This window comes from Eubacterium sp. 14-2 (assembly GCF_000403845.2).
GTDB lineage: Bacteria > Bacillota > Clostridia > Lachnospirales > Lachnospiraceae > Petralouisia.
Map to the genome: position 1 here is coordinate 68571 of NZ_KE159569.1, position 17280 is coordinate 85850.

At 47.9% G+C, this 17280-nt stretch carries 16 protein-coding genes; 1 reads left to right on the forward strand and 15 read right to left on the reverse strand.

Annotated elements, in window-relative coordinates; translation table 11 throughout:
* Positions 1–42 precede the first annotated feature (42 nt).
* From C805_RS24210 to C805_RS24280, 15 genes are all read right to left on the reverse strand, one after another.
* A complete protein-coding gene (locus tag C805_RS24210) occupies positions 43–2400 on the reverse strand; it encodes an ABC transporter permease (RefSeq protein ID WP_016216697.1) in 2358 nt (785 codons plus the stop codon).
* A gap of 15 nt (positions 2401–2415) precedes the next feature.
* Entirely contained in the window at positions 2416–3177 is a 762-nt protein-coding gene (locus C805_RS24215; RefSeq protein ID WP_016216698.1) for an ABC transporter ATP-binding protein, read from the reverse strand.
* 3 nt (positions 3178–3180) lie between these two features.
* Positions 3181–4533, reverse strand: a complete 1353-nt coding sequence (locus C805_RS24220; protein WP_016216699.1) for a phenylacetate--CoA ligase family protein — start codon at positions 4531–4533, stop codon at positions 3181–3183.
* Between the two features lie 159 nt (positions 4534–4692).
* On the reverse strand, positions 4693–5829 hold the full coding sequence (locus tag C805_RS24225) for a linear amide C-N hydrolase (protein WP_016216700.1): 1137 nt from the start codon (positions 5827–5829) through the stop codon (positions 4693–4695).
* Positions 5830–6280: 451 nt separating this feature from the next.
* Entirely contained in the window at positions 6281–7039 is a 759-nt protein-coding gene (locus C805_RS24230; protein ID WP_016216701.1) for a carboxymuconolactone decarboxylase family protein, read from the reverse strand.
* A 64-nt stretch (positions 7040–7103) separates the two neighbouring features.
* Positions 7104–8045, reverse strand: coding sequence for an alpha/beta hydrolase (locus C805_RS24235; protein WP_016216702.1), 942 nt, complete (start codon positions 8043–8045; stop codon positions 7104–7106).
* A gap of 84 nt (positions 8046–8129) precedes the next feature.
* Complete coding sequence (locus tag C805_RS24240; RefSeq protein WP_016216703.1) at positions 8130–9188, reverse strand: linear amide C-N hydrolase; 1059 nt, start codon at positions 9186–9188, stop codon at positions 8130–8132.
* A gap of 23 nt (positions 9189–9211) precedes the next feature.
* Positions 9212–10306, reverse strand: a complete 1095-nt coding sequence (locus C805_RS24245) for an aldo/keto reductase (RefSeq protein WP_016216704.1) — start codon at positions 10304–10306, stop codon at positions 9212–9214.
* Between the two features lie 21 nt (positions 10307–10327).
* Positions 10328–11227, reverse strand: a complete 900-nt coding sequence (locus tag C805_RS24250; RefSeq protein WP_016216705.1) for a permease — start codon at positions 11225–11227, stop codon at positions 10328–10330.
* Positions 11220–12350 carry a DUF362 domain-containing protein gene (locus C805_RS24255; protein ID WP_016216706.1) on the reverse strand — a complete coding sequence of 377 codons (1131 nt, stop codon included), beginning with the start codon at positions 12348–12350 and terminating at the stop codon, positions 11220–11222. The genes C805_RS24250 and C805_RS24255 overlap by 8 nt, the downstream gene beginning before the upstream one ends.
* 24 nt (positions 12351–12374) lie before the next feature.
* Complete coding sequence (locus C805_RS24260; RefSeq protein ID WP_016216707.1) at positions 12375–13073, reverse strand: response regulator transcription factor; 699 nt, start codon at positions 13071–13073, stop codon at positions 12375–12377.
* An 18-nt stretch (positions 13074–13091) separates the two neighbouring features.
* Positions 13092–14600 carry a sensor histidine kinase gene (locus C805_RS24265; protein WP_016216708.1) on the reverse strand — a complete coding sequence of 503 codons (1509 nt, stop codon included), beginning with the start codon at positions 14598–14600 and terminating at the stop codon, positions 13092–13094.
* Positions 14601–14707: 107 nt separating this feature from the next.
* Positions 14708–15229, reverse strand: a complete 522-nt coding sequence (locus C805_RS24270) for a flavodoxin family protein (protein ID WP_016216709.1) — start codon at positions 15227–15229, stop codon at positions 14708–14710.
* Positions 15226–15765 carry a flavodoxin family protein gene (locus C805_RS24275; protein WP_016216710.1) on the reverse strand — a complete coding sequence of 180 codons (540 nt, stop codon included), beginning with the start codon at positions 15763–15765 and terminating at the stop codon, positions 15226–15228. Before C805_RS24275 ends, C805_RS24270 begins: the two co-directional genes overlap by 4 nt.
* A 25-nt stretch (positions 15766–15790) precedes the next feature.
* Positions 15791–16030, reverse strand: coding sequence for a hypothetical protein (locus tag C805_RS24280; RefSeq protein WP_016216711.1), 240 nt, complete (start codon positions 16028–16030; stop codon positions 15791–15793).
* Between the two features lie 274 nt (positions 16031–16304).
* On the opposite strand from C805_RS24280, the gene C805_RS24285 reads away from it, so the two are divergent.
* Positions 16305–17198, forward strand: a complete 894-nt coding sequence (locus C805_RS24285) for a LysR family transcriptional regulator (RefSeq protein WP_016216712.1) — start codon at positions 16305–16307, stop codon at positions 17196–17198.
* Positions 17199–17280 lie beyond the last annotated feature (82 nt).

Below are 17280 nucleotides of genomic sequence, written 5' to 3' on the forward strand. Positions count from 1 at the left end.
GTTTGCCTTCCGTCTCAGTTTTCCTGTCTGATACAAAACCTTTCATGTTTCCGCTGTCAGCACATTCATGTCCTCTTTTTTAATCCTGCCTGATAACAGCCAGGCGAACCCAAAGAATAAAAGTATTACCATACTCCCCGGAAGGAGGACGCTTCCAGGCGTATTCCCCGATGCGAAATTGCTGATTCCTGCCAGCCGCATAACAGTGGATACCACAGGGTCTGTGAATCCCATAGCAGCCAGTGTCCCGATCACTGCCCCGACTGCTGCCACAATTCCAAAGCGGAAAGCAAAGGAGAATCGAAGCATCCTGACAGAACATCCGATGGATTTATAGATTCCCATATCCTTCTGCTCCGCATCCAGAATCTTTGTTCCTGCCATTCCAGTCACGACACAGATAAATGCAGCGCTCACTCCATACAGGAAAAAAATCAGCATATGCATGGCAGAAATAATCCCAGACAGTCCCGGCCAGGAATTTTCATGGACATGGACATCCCCGCCCCAGGTCTGTTCCAGAGCTTCGGTAATGGCCTGTTTCTGTGAAGGATCTTCCAGAAAATAATGATAACACCACAAACGGCTGTCATCTTCCCCGATGGAAAGGTAGCCTTCTCTGCTCATTCCCAGATTCGCCCCCATATCATTGGCACAATGATAGATCCCTGAAACCGTAAACTCCCCGCTGCCTTTATTTCCCCGTATCGTAACGAAATCTCCCACATCTGCTCCCAGATCGGATGCCAGTGCCTCTGTCAGAACTACCTGGTCTGCCCCCATACTGGTCTGCCCTCTGCTGATGTGGAACCGTTCCGGCTCTGTAATGACATTTGCCGTGTAATTCGTTCCATTCACGGAAACACTGGGCATGGCCAGCAGATAGCTGTCTGTAATATCCGTATAGGAAAGTACCATCTGCTCCATTTCTTCAGCCCCAGGTTCCCCTAAAACCTGCACCCCCAGGTCAAGGTCTGCCGGGTTAAAGGCATCCATCATTCCTTTCCCATCCTCTCCCAGCCAGCCATTCATCCGGCCTGCCAGGGAAGCAAAGAATACCAGAAATACTGCTACCAGACAGGTGCCCATGTAACGCCTCCTGCCTGTCAGGACCTGCCGCAGCGCCAGATGAAAAGAAAGCCCGCCTGAGCGTATCCCGTTACGGAAAAACTTCGTTTCTGACGCAGATACGGTATCCAATTCCCCACGGATAGCAGCCATAGGAGCAATCCTCTTGATATTCCGAAGGCGCAGGATGCAAAAACTCACCGGAACCAGCAGTAGAATAGCGAATACCCCCATACAGGGCAGAACCGGAAAATGAACTGGAATCAGAACACCCGTAGTTGTGACCGTCATCCGGCTGATCAGCCCTGCTGCCGGAACCGCCAGAAGCATTCCCAGAATAACGCCACCTCCCATAGCAGCCCCATACTGTATTGTCAACAGCCCCGTCAGCCGCCCTCCGGTATAACCCATGGTTTTCAGAATACCGAGATTTTTCCATTCCTGCTCCACCAGACCGGAAATACTGTGCCCCATCACTGCCATAGCCACTCCAAACAGCACTAACGCAAAAGCCGCTAATATTGCAGAAAAAGCATTCTGGAGAATCCCCATAAAACCTGCCATCGTATCCGCACTGTGGATAAATTCCGTATACATGGAAAGAGGCGTGTTCTCCACCAGGATTCTGTTTACTTCCGAAACCGTAATGCCATCCTCCGCCTGAATATGGATCATAAGCCCATCCCTGGCCAGGGCATCCATCCCCGTTTCTTCTATGACGGAACCTATTTCTTCATAAGTCTTCTCCGATATCAGAAACCCTTTCATCCCAATCATGGAACTGCCCATAAAGGGGTCTTCATAATACCCTGCCACCGTCAGGCTGATCGTTTTTCCACCTCTGGCTATGGGAAAGGTAACCGTGTCGCCAGGTTCCAGATCCATCATGGATTTCATGGAAGGGGAAACATACACTTCCTGTCCCCCGATTTCTTCCGGAGCCTCTCGGTAGCCGGAAAGGTTATTTTGAAAAAAGCGGTACCTGCTGCCTGAAAGCGTCCAGGGAATCATCTGCCCCTGGCTGTCAGATTCCACACCGTTTGCCTCATATTCGGAAAAAATCAGCCTTTGGGCCTCCGCCGCCTCTACACCTTCCTGCTCCCGTATGCTTTCCATCAAAAACTCTATATCCGGCACATCCGATGCCCATGCGGTAAGGTCTCCAAAGCCCAACCTCTCCATCTCATCCCGTATATAGCTGTTTCCTGCCAGGACAGTTATCAGTACGGCTGTCAGAGAAAGCGCCGCCAGAAGCAGAAGGATTCCGATCCCCAAAAAACTTCCCTTATTTCTTTTCACTCCTGCCCGGATTATCATTCGATTTTCCAACATTTGACCATACACCTCCTACCAGCGAAGCCCGGAAAGCCACTGGCTGACCTCTCTTTCCCGCTGCTTTTCTTCCATTTCATTGTAAGGCTCTAAAGAGAGTTCGTCACAGACTTTTCCGTCCTCCAGATATAGAATCCGGTTCCCTCTGGATGCAGCCCGCAGGTCATGTGTCACCATCAGGATGCTCTGGCCCTCCCTGTTCAGGTCAGTCAAAAGCCCTAAAACCTCACGGGTATTTGCCTGGTTTAAAGCGCCTGTAGGCTCATCGGCAAACAGAAGCCCTGGTCTTCCGATCATGGCTCTGGCGATAGCCGCCCTCTGCGCTTCGCCCCCGGATACCTGGGCAGGAAGCCTGTCTTTGGCTTCCTCCACATCCATCTGCTGCAGAAGGTTCTTTGCCCTTTCCCTTACTTTTTCTGCACTGTCCTTCCTGCCCACATACCCTGCCACCAGCACATTTTCCAAAAGTGTCAGGTTGCTGACCAGATGAGTCTGCTGGAATACAAACCCGAATTCCTCTGCCCGGAGCCTTGCCATCTGTTTTTCCGAAAGGCTGCTGATTTCCCTGCCCCGATAAAGCACATGCCCCCCGTTTATCTGATCCATGCCACTTAAACTGTACAAAAGGGTGGACTTCCCGGCTCCCGATGGCCCCATGATAACCGTAAAGTCTTTTTCATATATTTTGATGTCAATTCCGTCAAGGACTTTTGCTTCTGCCTTTCCCTGATGAAAAATTTTTGTAATCTTTTCTCCCTGTAATATGGTATCTGCCATTTGTTATGCCACCTTTCCCTTTAAGATCAAAGGTTTCTTCCCCGTCCGGATATCCGGCAGGATTTCATTTACAAAATTCACATAGAACTGCACATAGTCTAATTTTTTCCCGGTCAGGATTTCTCCCATCTGCCGCAGCATTTCCTGCCTGATCCGCTCCCTGGATGCGCCATGTTCTATCTCTGCGTACATTTCAAAGGTATCTTTCGTGGTCTGACGGAACTGATAATCTTTCAGCCCTTCGATACAGAACCCTTCAATCGCCAGTGGATGAAGGAACTCCCGGTTTCCCTTTCCATCTTCGAACCAAAGGACATCTTCATTCCTTCCCAGAAGCCCTACCGCTTTGGTAAATGGCTGTTCCCCTTCTTCTGGCGCCTGCAAAGTCAGACGGTCGGAAAGACGGTAGCGAATGAGCGGCTGTGCGTAATTATAAAGGCAGGTAAAATACATCACTCCGTTTTCCACCTCAATGACATTCATATCGTCAAACAGAAGCATCCCATCCTCCGGATCCGTTTCTACTCCCAGAGCCAGGGACTCACTGGCGCCGTAGAAATTGACAACCTGCGTCCCAAATATCTTTTCCAGCCAGCTCCGTAAACTTGCCCCCAACGGCTCGCCGCAGGAAACCACCCGTTCCACATCCAGGCTGACTTCCCCGTCCTCCATCAACTGCGCAAGAATCTTAACCGCCGATGGATAACCAATGACAATGTTGGGCCGGAATTCTTTTAGCTGCCTAATCCATTCCGTAACCGGTGTCTTGATGTCCAGATAAAGCTGGCTGGCGCCTACTCCATCAATGCCGTCTCCTACTGCCATAGCCCCACCGTATCTCCCATCCGTGGCTGCAATATACACAATCCTGGGGCGTTTTATCAGCAGCTTCAAAATCCGGAGCATGGACATCCCCCATAGAGCCGCCCGGATAATACCGGACAGCATCTGGTTCCAGGCATCTTCATCATATACAAAATACCCAGGCTTCCCGGTGCTGCCAGAGGAATGGACGACATGGTATTTTCCCTGATAGGGCTTTCGGTCTACAGCTTCCCCTGCATCAAATTCCCGCAGGCTTTCCTGCTTTAAATCAGGCACTGTGACCAGTTCATCAAAATGTTCCAAAAACTTTTGTTTGTCAATGGTTGGAAAGCATGAAAGTGGCAGTGTGTCTAACTGTTCTTCTGTAATTCCGGCATCCTCAAAAGCTGACCGGTAGTAAGCGGAATGTTCCCATGCGAATCTGAGAAGTTTACGCAATTTTCCATCCTGCAGGGATTTCATCTTTTTTGCACTTAACTTCGCATTCTTTTTTAATCTGTATAAATCCGATAAAGTTTTTAAGTAATTCATAATTTCCTCCTTTTTGTCATGTATTTTGGCATACAGGTACGGCCCAGGCCGCCTTCTCTTGCCACTCCGTGTCAATTCACCTTGTGCCCATAGGGCGCTTCCTCCTGTTAAAATCGCTGTGCGATGGCACTAAAGGCTAAAATCTCTTTGCGACTTCATCTATTCCACCGGAACAACATATGCCCTTCCGTAATTTTCTCTATGGTAATAAATCAGCTCCTTTGTCTCCTGATTCATCACAATGCTCCATTCTGTAGATTGGGAGTCACCAAAATTATCTTTGCTCACACTGTCCAGTGCATTCCGCACCCCAGTTTCTGTCATCTCCCCCTGTTCTTCCAATGTTCCCGTAAGGATTTCATACCGGGTATGGGACTGGGCGGTACCGATTCCCTGTTTTTCTCCCGGAGCCAGATAAAAGTTCGTGACAACAGGCGTCTCGATCACAACCATTTCATGATTCACATATTCCACTGCCACGCTCCTGCCGTCCGCATCTGCGATAGCCAGATGCACCATCATTCCCATAGAACTGTGGAAATCATATTGCTGTAAGAGTTCCAGCGCTTCTTCCACATCTGCCGCCCGATCAAGCAATAGCCGGACTGCTGTTGTAGTGGTAAGAGCAGGCTTTCCGCTGTCCTGGCTGATGCCTGGTGAGTCCTGAATCATGTTCACGGAAACCGCCAGCCCTTTTTCATTCATGCCATCCAACGGTGCATACAGGGAGACAAAAGCCTGCGCCGAATCCGGTAACTGTGAAAGGTCTACTCCGCCTGCCCGGATAAAATCCATGTTTACCGTCGAAACGGAAGCATACCCGTTTTCCGGTCTGGCGCTGACAATCCATCCATTACAGGTGTTCCAGTCAAAATTTCTTCCGAACAGGTATCCTCCTGTCTGATTTTTTACCGACAGGGTACTGCATCCGAAAGGACTTCCTTCCATATGGATTTCCTGATCCAGCAATGAAGTGATATATGCTGCAACATCTGCATCCGAACCGGCTCCTCCCTGCTCTAAAAATGCGTCAAATCCATATTCCCCTTCATATCGGACGATCGACAGCCCGGTTTCCAGTTCCCTGACCTCAGATGTTGGTGCAATCCGGATTGCATTTTGGTCTCTGCTTTCTTTTCCGTTTACCGTCTCTTCTTTGACCATTTCTTCCTCTGCCCTGCTTTCCTCGTCATGGCTGTTTATCTCTGTCCGCTTTCCAAAATCTTTTCCGCATCCTGACATCAGGCCCGATACTCCCAGCGCAAGCAGCAGACATATATAGAATCTTTTTTTCATTTTCCGTCCTCCCTCTCTGTGACTACGTGTGCCCTATAGGGTATACCCATTCGGGCATCCCCTAATTTACGTCCCTGTGGGACTGGCGGACTCCGTCCGACAAGGTATACTTTACCTGTCTCAGATAACATCCAGCTAACAGAAAAATAAACAATTTCTAAATGAATTCTTGCAGATTTCTCAATTCCTTTTTGTTTTCCAATCCTGAATATATCGTAACAAGATAGCATATAAATAGCAAATACTTATACTTTATTTATTTGAATAGGAATTATCTATATATTTTATGTATTTATCACTTTTATCACCTGTTCATAAAACATCCATTCACGCAAAAATACCAGTTTGACATGAACAGCAGAATTCTATCTGTCACTCACGCCAAACTGGTATTTTCAGCAATTTAGAGTATTTCCTGTTCTGAAACAACCAATTTTACATACTTTCATTCTCAGCACAATGCACACATATAAGCATCCTCATCCACCGGTTCCAGCCATTCATTGGAACCTTCTTCTGCCGGAACCTCAACAGCTAAATGAGAAAACCAGCTGTAAGGCGTCGCCCCATGCCATTGTTTTACGCCTGCCGGAATATTTACTACATCACCGGGGAATAACTCCTGCGCCTTTTTCCCCCACTCCTGATAGTATCCACGTCCGCTGACACAGATCAGAATCTGTCCTCCCCCACTCTTTGCATGATGGATATGCCAGTTGTTGCGGCAGCCGGGTTCAAAGGTCACATTAAAAATCCCAACCTGATCGGCAGAAATGGGAGCCAGATAGCTTTGCCCGGTAAAATACTGTGCAAACGCATCATTGGGCTTTCCTATGGGAAACAGCATGGACGCTGCATGTGCGGACTTCGCATCCGATTCAGAACATTCTTCTGCCCAGACTTCCTTCGCCATCCGAAATGCTGCCCATGCTTTGGGCCATCCTGCATAAAACGCCGCATGAGTCAGTATCTCCGCGATTTCTGTTCTGGTAATTCCATTCTGTTTCGCACTGGCCAGATGGAACTGAAAAGAAGAATCCACAAGTCCTTGAGCCATAAGGGAAACCACTGTCACCAAGGAGCGGTCCCTCAAAGAGAGCTTATCTTCCCTGCTCCATACTTCTCCAAATAATACATCATCATTTAACTGTGCAAATTTCGGGGCAAATTCGCCCAGAGCGTCTCTGCCTGCGGTCTGTTTTACTGCCATTTTTCCTCCTTATAATCCATATCATTTTCTAAAATCTTATATCCATCTGGGCTATCCTTTTTTGTCAATGCATATTTACTGTAAAGAATTCTGCCAGTCTGTCAAAGGGGATACGGTCTCTCCGGTCATACAGGTCGATATGCTCCGCATCCTCCACAACCAGCATTTCCTTTGGTTCCAAGGCCCGCTCATAAGCTGCATCACTGAAAAACCGGGAATGTGCCCTGTCTCCCACCACGAACAGAATCGGACGGGGTGATATTTCATCAATGAAATCCAAGGGCCGGAAATTCATAATCGCCAGCTCGCTGGTAGTGGTAAAACCGCCTCTGGCATTTGGATGATGTCCTCTTTTCAAGGCATAAAAGCGGAACCACTCTGCTCCCGGCTCCGGTATATCCTCCGGCACCTTGTCTATTGGCTGCTCCGGAAATCCCGGCAGGTATTCCGGGTATCCGTTTTCGGCATCCAGCCACCTCTGATTTGACAAACGTTCCTTTACAGCCTGGAGTTCTTCCTTGTTCATATTCCCTCTGACCGCCACATTCATATCGTACATGCTCATAACGGCAACCGCACGGATTCTGGTATCGCATTGTGCCGCAGAAAGTGCAAAACCGCCGGAACCACAGATACCGATCACACCGATCCTTTCCCTGTCTACAAACTTCTGCAGTCCCAGGAAATCCACCGCCGCACTAAAATTCTCCACAAAGATATCCGGTGATGACACATTTCTGGGAAAGCCCCCGGATTCTCCCATAAAGGCCTGGTCAAAGGTCAGCACAATAAATCCTTTCTGTGCCAGTTCGTTGCCATATACACATGGCCCCTGTTCTTTCACCCCGCCATAAGGCGCACCGATAATCAGGGCAGGATGTTTCTGATCCAGAGAGATTCCTTTTTTAAAGTACAGTTCTCCTGTGATATCCAACCCATACCGGTTCCTGTAAACTACTTTTTTCCTCTTCACATTCTGTGATAATTCTAAAATATGTCCGCTCATGTTCTTTTCCTCCTACTATTGTTGTTTATTTTTTGCTGCGGATAACCTTTTCTTCTGACTCTTTCCTTACTATTTCTGGCGTTATCATGGACTGCCTGCTATAAAAGAATAATACTTCTGATAGTTTTCCCTATGGTAATAACGTGCCTCCCCGGTACTTTGGTTATAGACAATGCTCCACTCTGTAGACGCAAACTCGGAATCAAAATTGTGCTTACTTACGCTGTCCAGCGCATCCCGTATCCCATCCATATCCAATGAAGAACTGCTCTGCAGCAGGTCTTTCAGCATGGCATACCGGATTTTGGATTCTTCCGTCCCAATACCATATTTTTCTCCGGGAGAGAGGTAATAGTTTGTGACAACCTCTGTTTCTGTTACTGACATCTCATTGTCAATATACTCAACCACCACAGAATGTCCTGTGGCATCAGCCAGGGCAAAATGTACCATCATTCCCGCAGATGCGTGCAAATCATATTGGGAGAGCAGCTCCACGGCTTCCTCTACGTCAGCCGCCTGATCTAACAGCAGACGTACCGCTGTTGTTGTGGTCAGATCCGGTTTCCCTGTATCCTGCTGGAATCCCGGACTGTCCTGAATCATCAGAACCGCCACACATAATCCTTTTTCATTCATCCCATCCATAGGGGCAAAAGGCGCCGCCACTGACAAAAGGCGCATCTGCGTTTCTTCCGGCATACGAAGTCCCAGGTTTAGGAAATCCATATTGACCGTGGAGACAGATGCATATCCTTTCGCCGGACGTGTCTGTACAATCAACGCCGTGCAGGTTCCCCAGTCAAAATTCCTGCCAAATACCGCCTCACCTTCGGATGTCCTGGCAGAAATGGTGCTGCAACCAAAGGATGTGCCCCTTAAATCCACAGGAAACAGACCGTGAAACACATCCTGTATCACAAATTCTGCTACCGCCAGGTCATCAGCCGCACCGCCCTGTTCCAGAAACAAATCAAGCCTATAATCACCTTTATATTCCATGGAATACAGACCATCCTCCAGCTTTCTTACACTGGCAGCCGTCCGTATGTTTCTTTGGAAAAGTATCACAAGAATAATGATTACCGCGAATAGCAAAATCAAAATAGCATATATAATATATTTCAATCTTATTTTTCTCATTTCATACTCCTGACTGCGTTCCCCTACTTTCCAAAATAGGTAGCAATCTCTTTCATTCTGGAACCCTGCCTTACATGGAATGGGCACCTCCTGTCACAATGGCCACAGCCTGTGCAGTCGGAGGCTTTCTTCTCCAGATTTCCATAATGCCTTTCTGCCATGGAATCCCCCGCCACTGCCAGGTCATAGTATTTATTGATCAGTCCCACATTCAGGCCTGCAGGACAGGGCTGGCAATGATTACAGTACACACAGTTTCCCACAGCCTCCCCTGGCGTAAATGTACCGATAATGGAGTAGTCCCTTTCCTCGGTAGAAGCCCCAAAAAATCCCAACAGATTTTTTACATCCTCCGCAGTTCGGATACCCGGCAGCACCGTCAGCACTCCTGGCTTATCCAATGCATATTGGATGCACTGGTAATGTGTCAGCGCTCTGCCAAAAGGCGATGTTTTATCATCCAGCAGCTGCCCGCCGGAAAAGGGTTTCATCACGGAAATGCCCACCCCGTCCGCCTCGCATCTGCGGTACATCGACATCCGCTCTTCGGTACTGCCGTTTGCATAGTCTCCATGTCTGTAATCATATCCAGGATTGATGGAGAACATCAGCTGATCCACGATTCCGGCATCCAGTACCTTTGTCACAAGGCCCGGTGTATGGGAAGACAGCCCGATATGCCGTACCACTCCCTGCTTTTTTAACTCCAAAAGATACTTAAGAGCACCTCCCTCCTGATAAGCCTGCCAGTCCTTTTCTTCATCCAGGCAGTGGATAAACCCATAGTCTATGTAGTCAGTATGCAATGCTGTCAGCTTGGCATCCACGGAACGCCTGATTGTCTCAACATTCGTAGTCCATCCATATGCGCCGCTTTCATAATTTGCGCCAAAATGTACCTGATAGTATATATCTTTCCTGACGGATGAAAAGGCTTTCCCATAATAGATAAATGTCTTTGCATCAGCTGTGGCAAGGTCAGCATAGTTGATGCCATTTTCATAAGCATATTCCAGTGCCTGGATTGCCTCTTTTTCCTCCGCTTCTGCAATATAGCTTGTTCCCAGACCGATCACACTGGTATGGTCGCCTGTCCTTTTGTTTATTCTGTACTCCATCGATTGTCCTCCATTCCAAAGTTATATAGAATTGACCATCAGCCCGGTCAGAAAAGAAAATAGCATGATATATGCCAGATATAGTGTAAACCGCTTTATTCCCAACACAATCTTTACCGCTCCCAGATTCGTGATCTTTGTAGCCGGCCCGGTAATCATAAAGGCTGCGGCGCTCCCCAAACTCATGCCGTCCATGAGCCACGCCTGCAAAAGCGGTATGGTTCCCCCGCCGCAAGCATATAGGGGAACCCCAATGGTTGCTGCCATCAGGACGCCGAATGCCTCATTGCCGCCGAATAACCCGGCTACCGTATCGGCAGGCACATACCTCTGAAACAATGCAGATAAAGCAATACCCGCCAGAAAATACCATCCCGTAGCCCTCACATTTCTGGCCAGATTTTTGAGAAAGCGAAACAGCAGATTGGAATCTGTATCCCTGCTCCCTGTTTCCTCAAAACCTTTAAAAGAGAAAAAGGACCGGTTGCGGTAAAAGAGCCGTATCAGCCCTCCGGCAAAAATGCCACATAAAAAACAGGATACCAGACGCACTGCCAGAGCGGTCGCTCCCAGGGCTGCGCTGTAAATCAGCAGCTGTGGATTCAGCAGAATGGAACTCATCATAAAAGCCGCCAGCCAATCATCCCGCATTCCGCTTTTTGAAAAAGATGCGGCAATAGGAATTGTCCCGTACATACAAAGAGGCGAGGCAATCCCTAATGCACTGGCGATGACAATCCCCAAAATCCCCAACCGCTTTTCGCCCATAAAACGGAACGCACTGTGAATGCGGTCTTTCAGGAAAACGGAGACCAGGCTGCCCAACACCATTCCCAATACCCAGTATTTAAAAATCTGCTCCAGCTGGACACTGAAATAATACCAGAGATAAACCGCCTCACGGTGCAGCATATCAGCCATCTATACTTACCAGCCTGTATTCCCGGTATCCCAAACCGATTTTTTCCGCCTGCTCCAAAGTGTGCAGGCCGTTGCGGGATTCTATCCGGTCGATCAGTGACTGCCCATCCTCTGCCTCATAGACCAGATCCACACAGGCCTGGTCAAGCGCCACCGGATCGTAGGAGGCCAAAATACCAATATCATGCATATCCGGCTCCGCAGGGCTTCCGTCACAATCGCAGTCCACCGACAGACGGTTCATCACATTGATATACAGAATATTTCCATCCAGATAGTCCACAACCGATTTCCCGGCCTCAGCCATGGATTCCAGAAAGGCATCCTGACTGCCGCCCCACATACTCCCGCCTGTGCCGCCGCTGTGGATATGGGATTTCCCTTCCGAAGATGCAATCCCAATGGAGATATTTTTGATTGCCCCTCCGAACCCTGCCATAGAATGTCCTTTAAAATGAGACAGCACCACATAATAATCATAGTTCGCGAAATGTGCCCCCACATAATTTTCCGTTAGATTGTCCCCGCCCGTTACCGGAAGCGTCATGGAACCCTCTTCATCTATAATGTCCACATCCGCAATGGCGGTATATCCATGCTCCTCTGCCACCTGATAGTGCATGGCTGTATTTGCTCTGGAACCTCCATAGGCGGTATTGCACTCCACAATAGTTCCCTCCAGAGACTCCACCAGCTCACCAATAAGTTCCGTCCGAAGGTAATTGCTGCCCGGCTCACCGGTAGAGAGCTTTACGGCAATTTTGCCGGAAGGAGATGCAGACAGCGCCTGGTAAATATCCATGAGTCCCTGACTGCTTAAATCTGTTGTCATATATACCACCGGCGTATCTGTCTCTTCGTTCTGGCCTTCTGCGGCTGATGCTTCCGGAGCACGATTTGCCATATCTTCTGATGTGTTTTCCGGCAATTCTTCTGTTCCCGATATTTCTGCTGCACCGCTCTCCATTTCGGAATCCGATTCCTTATGTCTGTCCTGTACCACCTCTGCACTGCTTTCATTTATTTCCGGCCTTTCCGCAGCAGGATCCTCCGCATTCCGCCCACAGCCGGAAAACACGATTGACAACAGTAATGCAAAAGAAAGCAAATATTTCTTTTTCATCAAAGCATCCCTCCTCCCATAACCTTAATCAATCCGAAACCGATAGCCTGCTCCCCATACGGTCTCAATAAACTGATTCTTTGATTCGTTTTTCCCCAGTTTATCCCGCAGGCGGTTGATATGTACCGTCACGGTTGCCGCATCTCCCAGGGAGTCCATCCCCCACACCCGGTCGAACAGGGTATCCTTTGAGAACACCAGATTGGGATTCTCCGCCAGGAACAACAGCAACTCAAATTCCTTATTGACCAGTATGACTTCCTTTTTATCCAGATAGACTCTCCTTGATTTCGGCAGGATCGTCAGATTCCGGTAGGTAATCTCTGTCTCCTGCTGTTCCTCTTCTTCCGTGGTGGAAAGCAGGTTATGAATATAGATATGGGATTTTACCCTGGCCACCAGCTCCGTAGGGCTGAACGGCTTTACCAGATAATCGTCCGCCCCCAGTCCCAATCCCCGAATTTTGTCGATATCCTCTTTTTTAGCTGTCACCATAATGATAGGCAGCCGAAGACTTTTACGCAGCTCCCTGCAGACATCAAACCCTGTTTTGCCGGGGAGCATCACGTCCAACAGAATGGCGTCATATTTTTCTGTTTTTGCCTTTTGCTCTCCTATGATTCCGTCAAAGGCCAGATCCGTCTCATATCCATTCGCTTCCAGATAATCCCTCTCCAGTTCCGCAATCAGCTCATCGTCCTCTATAATCAGTATCCTCTCCATCGCAGGTGATTCCTTTCCCTAATTCTTCCCGTATTCCCTCTCTCCATCTATAACCGGAATGTTGATTATCACTGCCAGCCCTCCCCTGTTTTCTGCTCTTATGGTTCCTCCATGACCGAGGATGATTTCTTTCACCACCGCCAGCCCGATGCCGCTTCCTTTTTCTGCGCTGTTCCTGGAATCATCCACCCGGTAGAAGCTGTCAAATATCTGTTCCAGGCACTCCCCCGGCACTCCGGGGCCGTCATCCTGGAATACTAGCTCCAGGCAGTTCCCTTCCAGTTTCCTTTTCATGGAAATAAGGACTCTCGAATTTTCTTTTCTCCGGTATCTCACCGTATTGGCAAACAGGTTATTAAAGATACGTTTAAATTCTTCTCTGTCCAGCCTGACCGAAAAACTTCCTTTCCCACAGGAATATGCAATCTGTACCTGCTGGTTTTCCATATCCGGACGCACAAGCTCCAGATACTTTTCCACATAATCTTTAAAATCCGTGTCCTCCATATGATACCGGAAACCGGCATCCAGCCTGCTGTATTCAGAAAGGCTGTCTACCAGGCTGACCAGATTCCCGGTCCTTGTCTTTATGGCCTGCAGGTAACGAAGCTGTTTTTCCGGTGTGTCCGCAATGCCGTCTAAAAGTCCGTCCAGATATCCCATAATGGTAGTCAATGGCGTCCGCAGGTCATGGGAGATCCCAGTGATCAGGTTCCGTCTGCGCTTTTCATCCTTCAGCCGCTGCTGTACAGACTCCTGCAGGTAAATGCGCATCTCATCAAAATCCCTGCACACTTGGCCAAACTCATCCCTTTTCTCATACTGCATAGGCGTATCCAGGTTTCCTTCCCGGATCTCTTTTGTGCCAAGGCTCAATTTCCCAAGAGGTTTTAAAATACTGCCGGAAATCCACCAGGAAAGAACACCGTTGATACACACAGTCAGAGCTACAAAAAGAACCAGGATGCCGGCCAGATAACGCAGGATGCCGTTTTTCAGATAATTTACCATCGTTCCGTCGGTTTCCTGTGGGTGGACAGCCGTAATACAGAAAATACTTTCCCCGTGCCAGAAAGTGCTTTTGATCACGGACACCTCATACCGGCTGGCGGTCAGCATTTTTGCATAATCAATGGCATCTCCTGCCACAGACCGGGCCGTATCCAGATCTTCTTCGGACAGGTTGGAATAGATTCTTTCTCCATCCTTTGTAATCATAAAACGGTAGCCCAGTCCGGACAGTTTATGTTCCAGATGTGTCATTTCATCACTATGCCGGATCTCCGCCTGGCAGCCATCCATTTCCGGGCACTGTCCCCAGTTGTTTTCCCAAAGCTCCTGCTGGTAGTTATAGATCATGCTCTGGGCAAACTGCATTCCATTCTCATCGCTGTACATATCCATAAAAGTATGCCAGTAGCTTCCCAGAGAGGTATTCAGGCACACAATGAGCACAACCGATGTAAACAGAATCGGTATCAGAACCATCATAATATTGGACAATCTGATTTTTTTCTTAATGGTCACTTTCTATGTTCTCCTTTTCCTGCCGGCTTTCTATCCATTCACATTCCGCTCTGTGTTCAGATTAGCATGGCAGGATAAAAGAATTCACAAGAATATCTAAACAATTTCTAAACTAAACTTTTTCCAAAGGCTTTCAGTTCTGCCAGTTTTTCTTCTGATTTGTTTTGTTTGTCATATGCTGTAAAGATTCCCATATTTTCCAGCTGCAGATAATCCAGAAATGAGTTCTGGTACTCATAGATCGCCCCGTCATATACCTGGTTGCTCCCAGAGCTTAAAATCAGCGCCGCTTTTTTCAGGTTTGCCGGTTTGTCCAGAGCATAAATACGGTTAATGGCACATTGAAGCTGTCCCGTCAGGCTGTGATAATACACTGGCGAGGCCAGCACAATCATCTCTGCCTCCGAAAGAACCGGATAGACTTCCTGCATATCATCCTGCTGGATACACCTGCCCTCTCCTTTGGTATGGCAGTATTCACAGGCCAGACAGCCTGCAATTTTCTTCTGGCATACTGGCACTACAATGATTTCATGCCCATTCTCTTTTGCACCTTCCACAAAGGCATCTACCATAGCCGCCGTATTCCCGTTTGGGCGGGGGCTTCCATTTAACACTAAAATCTTCATACCTGCCTCCCCATTTCATGGGCTTTCTCCAAAGCGCTGTGTCCTCTTGCCATTCCCGGAGCGTCAACGCCGCCTGCAAAGATACATCCCGCAAGATATGCCCTCTCAAAGCAGGCTATAAATCCCTCCAATCCTTTCCTTGCGCCATCTATGGCATGTTCGTCCTCATCTGCCGCTGTCGCCAGAAGATACACAGCCCGATACGCATAATCTGCGGTATATAAAGGATTTGCCCGATCAAGCAGAGTCTTCATCTGTCCGCTCATCTCATAATAGTAAACGGGTGTGGCAAAGACCAGTACATCCGCATGCAGCATCTTTTCCACAATTCCACCGGCATCATCTTGGATGACACAATTCCCTGTTTTCTGGCAAGCCAGACAGCCCCTGCAGAACCCAATGGTTTTATCTTTCAGGCTCACTTTTTCCACCTTATGGCCCGCTTCCCTGGCGCCGTTCATAAAAGCCTCTGCCAGCAAATCCGAATTGCTGTCCGCTCTCAGGCTGGTTGAAACCACTAATATTTTTTTACTCATTTTCTCTTCCTTCTTTCTCTTAAAGTTATCTTTTTCCTGCCGGTTTTCCCTGAATCTGATAGATCAGATAATCCAGGCAGGAAATCCTTTTTTCATCCTTATGGACCCTGCCAAGCAGACTCTCCCTGTGATGTCCCAACAGCTCAAGCTGCTTCTCCTGCTGCCCTTTATCAAACCATCCCAGAAAGTCCTCAATCATTCCAGGCTCGCATCCGGCATCTTCCAGGTTCTGTATGACAGCTTCCCGGCTTCCTATGGCCATCATATTACCACCCCCTGATGTTTTTGATAGTTCCAATATAAACCTGTATAAGTAAAATAGCAAATATTTATATATAATCCATTTTCATAGTTGAAACCTATTGAAATTCGTGTTAGGATGTATTCAGGGTTTCTTTAATATTGCTGAATGGCATAGAGGTATCCTTTCGGGTTTCTTTAATATTGCCGAATGGCATAGAGGTATCCTCAGGCAAAGCTTCCTTTAAAGATAAAAATAGCGTTGTAAACAGATCAGAACAATAAGAAGGAGCGTCAATATGGAAATACGGGTATTGCAATATTTTCTTGCCATCGCAAGAGAACAAAGCATCATACGGGCCGCCGAGTCTCTCCATCTCTCCCAGCCCACACTGTCCACGCAGATTAAAAATATGGAAGAGGAGCTTGGAAAACAGCTGCTGATCCGCGGCACAAAGGGTTCCCGCAAGGTCACGCTGACGGAAGAAGGAATGATTCTCAGGAAACGTGCAGAAGAAATCCTGGACCTGGTAAAGAAAACAGAGAATGAGATTACCTGCTCCGACCATGTTGTGATCGGGGATGTCTATATTGGCGCAGGTGAGACAGATGGGATGCGCCTGCTGGCAAAAGCTGCCGGAAATTTAAAAAAGCTTTATCCGGGAATCCATTACCATATTTCCAGCGGCAATGCTGTCTTTGTCAAAGAACAGCTTGATAAAGGGCTGATTGATTTTGGGATTATATTTGGAACTCCGGATTCCACCAAATATGAATCATTAAAGCTCCCGTCAAAGGATATCTGGGGTGTACTGATGCCAAAGGACTCCCCACTGGCAGAAAAAGAATCTGTCTCCCCGGAGGATCTGTGGGATCAGCCATTACTGATTTCACAGCAGGAAACAGAGGGAGGAAGGATCTCCCGTTGGATGAAGCGCCGCCTCTCGGAACTGGATATCACTATGACATATAACCTGCTGTTCAATGCTTCCCTGCTTGTGGAAGAAGGATTGGGATACGCCATTTGCTTTGACAGGATCATCAATACTTCCGGCGACAGTAAGCTATGTTTCCGCCCCCTGACCCCAAAAATTGAAGTTGAGATGTATATGATCTGGAAAAAATATCAGGTCTTTTCCAAACCTGCTGAGAAATTCCTGTTGATGATGCAGGAAAATTTGAATACAATTTAAACTGGTATATATTAGGCTGGTGGTCAGGAACACACGGATGAATTGCAATTCTAGCCAGTTAGCAAAAATAATTTATTTACAA